The following is a 3,516-nucleotide window of genomic DNA, read 5'->3' as shown; positions in this document are numbered from 1 at the left end:
GGCCGGCTGCGCGCGCGTGCTGGCCTTCGCCTGGGCGCGGCTGCGGTCGGCCACGCCCGACGATCACCACATGCTGAGCGAAACCGTCGCGGCCTCGCGGCTCGTGGCGCTGCGCGACGGCGGGCCGCTCGGTGCTGCGGACCACGCGGCCCATCTTTTTGCCGACCTGCGCGCATGGCATGTGGCCGGGCACGCGCCGGGCCTGCCGGTGCCGCTGGCGCGCGACGAACAGGATGCGGTGGACCTCAAGCTCGTCGCGGTGATGGTGTGGCTGCTGTCCGAACGCGGCGCGGACATAGCCGAGGAATCCGCCCTTCTCGACATGGCGATGGCGCTGGCGCGGGCCTGCCGCCACGGCGTGCTTGCGGCCATCGGCGACCCGGACCGGCTGGCGCACGAACTCAAGACCCTGTCCGACCATCTCTGACCCCGGAGGGTGCTGCCCCATGTCCAGCCTGTCGCGCCCTGACGCCGACGCCGCCGACACCGCCCCGGTGCGCAAGTCCGCCCAGCGGCTGCGCTGGTTTCTTGCGGCCTTCTCCGACCAGGTCCGCCGGACCGAGGCCGAAACCGGCGTCACCTTTCGCTGCGACCAGGATGCGCTGACTGCGGCCTTCGCCGAATGGCTTCAGGATTTCCAGGTCCAGAAACCGTCCGAACTGGGGGAAAAGGCCAGCTATGTCGGGTTCGCCGCTGGGCTGATGCTGCGCACGCTGGTGCGCCGCGCGCCCGTCGTGGCGACCGCGAAGCCCGCCGATGCCGACGACACGCACCCGGCCTATTTCTGGCCCGAAGGGTACCTTTACGTGGCGTTCTGCCTGAATGTCCGCGGGCTGGTGCTGGAACACGATTTCCACGACCCGCAGCATCCCGGTGCCGAACTGGGGGATCCGCGCGTCTGGTGGAGCTTCCGCGAGAACGTGTCGCGCGACCCGTCGCTGGCCATCGCGTTTCTCGATCTCTTCGCCGGGGACGAACCCGACTGGACGATGCCGGACCTGTTCCGCAAGGGCAAGGCGCGCGAGATCGCGGGCCGCTTCTACGCCATGGAACTGACGGCCCCCGCCGAAGACTGACCTGCCCGCATGTCCGGTGCCGCCGGGATGCGGTCAAGCCCGCCCCGGATGCCGCCCCGGCCCGTCATGGCCGGGATGCCCGGTCTGCCCCATGGGCAACGGGATCGTCGGGCGCGGCGTTTCGGACTCGACTTGGCCCGGCCGCTTCCCGACACTGGCCACAGGACCGCGGGCGGTACCGCCATGCAGCGTCCTGCAAGCACGGCGTGTCGCCCGGGCGGGGCCACGCCATATCCCGCGGACAAGGAGGCGGCATGAACCACGACACCAGGGGGCTCCGGCACGCGCGCGAGGTCGAAGGGCATCTGCGCGCCCTCGACAGTTTCACCTCCGCCGCGCTCGGGGTGCTCGCCGTCGCCTCCGGCATCTATACCTATCTCGGGGTGCGCGGGCTGCTGGACGAAGGCGGGGCGCTGTCGCTCTTTGCCGCCGTGGCCTACAGCGCCGCGGTCTCCACGGCGATCTTCGTGTTCTGGTCCTATCTGCTGCGGCTGCTGCCCGCCATGCGCAGCGCCGCGTCGCGGCTGTGGCTGGTGCTGTCGATGGTGATCGGGTCGGCGGCGATCGTGGCCATGTCGTCCTGGCTCAACGCCGCGGCGCTGGCCGGGTCGGCTGCGGTCGAACAGCATCTCGCGCGCACCGTGCAGGACTATCAGGCATCGCTCGAACGCGCCCATGAAATCGCCTTGCAGGGTCAGGCGCTCCGGCTCGATGTCGCCCGCACCCGACAGGGGTTCGAGGATCTGTCGCAGCAGGAAGCGGGCGGTGGTCTGTCGGGGCTGGCGGGGCGGGGGGCCGTGTTCCGGGTCCTGACCCAGAAATCCGACGAGCTTGCGGCGCTCGAAGCGCTGATCGCCGCGCAGGAAGCCCCGGTCGCGGCCGCCTTCGCCGAAGGCAACGCCATTCTCAGCCGGATGCGGGCGCTGACCGTGGCGCCGGGGCCGGTGGACCAGCGCGGCGTGGAGTTTTCCGAGGAATCGGTGCGCCTCGCCGGGGTCATCACGACCATGCGCCAGCTTGCCGTCGCAGCACAGGTGGACCGCGCCGCGCGCGATCTGGCGCAGTCGGTCGTGCTGCCGCGGCTCGATGCGGGGGATGCGACCGGGCAGGCCGCCCAGCAGGCGACGATCACCTCGCTGCTGGAGGTTCTCGCCCAGCGGGCCGAAACGCTCCAGACCGCCGCGGCAGAGGTTCTTGCGCTCGAACCCGCGGCCGAGGTCGTCTACACGCCGATTTCCACGGCGGATGCGGTGATCCGCTACGCCGGCAACTTCGCGCCGTCATGGGCCGGGGCCATCGCCATCGACCTGCTGCCCGCCGTGCTGGTGCTGATCGTGGCCGTCGCGCAGGCGGCGATCCGGTCGGGCCGCGACCCGGCAGAGCCGGAGGATGCGATGACCGTGGCCGAACTGCGCGCTGCCGTGCTCGCGCTGCGGCAGGTGGAGGCCGCGGAGCGCGGCACGCCATCGCCGCCCGCGACCGCCCCGGGCGACGGGCCCGGCGCCGAGGACGCCCAAGACCCGGAAGATGCGGAAGACGCCGACAGGCCCGGCGGCGACGAGCGGTCCTATCCCCCCGCCAGGGCCGCGGAATGAGCGCGGCGGGAAAACCCCGCGCCTCCGGGACCAGCCGTGTCCTGCGCTGGCTTCTGGGCGGCCAGATCGCCCTTGCGGTCCTGCTGGTGGGGCTCGATCTCGGACCCTACATCCCCGGCATGCTCGCGCCGCCGCGCGCGCCCGAACTGGATCAGCCGACGCGCCCCGGCGACCAGACCCGCCGCTACCGGCCGCGCACACCGGCCAGCCCCGGCCCCGGCACGGGCGGCGACATGCCGCGCCGCCTGCTGGCCGCGCCGACGACCATCGACGGGGCGGAGGCATTGTCGCTGCGCGGGGCCATCGCCCCCGGCGACGCGGAGCGGATTTCCGCGGAGCTTGACGATATCCGCCCCGCCATCGTCAGTCTCGACAGTCCGGGCGGCAGCGTCATGGACGCGCTCGCGCTCGGGCGGGTGCTGCGCGATCTTGACATCGACACACGGCTGGAGGCCGGGGCGGTCTGCCTGTCCGCCTGTCCCTATGCCTTCGTCGGCGGCACGGCGCGGCATGTCGCGGACACGGCCCGGGTCGGCGTGCACCAGCACAGTTTCGGCAGTTCCGCGATGGTTCCGGCCTTTCTCGCCGTCGCGGACATCCAGCGCGGCCAGGCCGAGGTTCTGGCCCATCTCGATGACATGGGGGTGGACCTGCGGCTCATGGGGCCGGCCATGGCGACGCCCGCCAACGCGATCTACATCCTGTCCCCGGACGAATTGCGCGACTGGAACGTGGTCGCCGACTGACGCCCACCGCCGATGGCCGGGCACCGCACGCGCCGCGGGGCACGCGGTCCCCACGCTGCCGCGCGCCCGGCACGGCACCGCCTGTCCCGTCCCGGCGGG

General features: G+C 72.4%; 4 protein-coding genes. All 4 read left to right on the top strand.

Annotated features, from left to right (window positions below):
- Positions 1-427 (top strand): hypothetical protein (locus DDE13_RS22050; RefSeq protein WP_162631183.1); only part of this gene is annotated, 427 nt, incomplete at its 5' end.
- Positions 428-446: 19 nt separating this feature from the next.
- Entirely contained in the window at positions 447-1,076 is a 630-nt protein-coding gene (locus tag DDE13_RS22045) for a hypothetical protein (RefSeq protein ID WP_111406347.1), read from the top strand.
- Positions 1,077-1,330: 254 nt separating this feature from the next.
- Complete coding sequence (locus DDE13_RS22040; RefSeq protein ID WP_235868816.1) at positions 1,331-2,671, top strand: hypothetical protein; 1,341 nt, start codon at positions 1,331-1,333, stop codon at positions 2,669-2,671.
- A complete protein-coding gene (locus DDE13_RS22035) occupies positions 2,668-3,417 on the top strand; it encodes a COG3904 family protein (protein WP_111406346.1) in 750 nt (249 codons plus the stop codon). The genes DDE13_RS22040 and DDE13_RS22035 overlap by 4 nt, the downstream gene beginning before the upstream one ends.
- Positions 3,418-3,516: the final 99 nt, after the last annotated feature.

The organism is Meridianimarinicoccus zhengii (genome assembly GCF_003254465.1).
Lineage (GTDB): Bacteria > Pseudomonadota > Alphaproteobacteria > Rhodobacterales > Rhodobacteraceae > Meridianimarinicoccus > Meridianimarinicoccus zhengii.
Note: the sequence above shows the minus strand (reverse complement) of the source record. Positions and strands in the feature narration are given on the sequence as shown.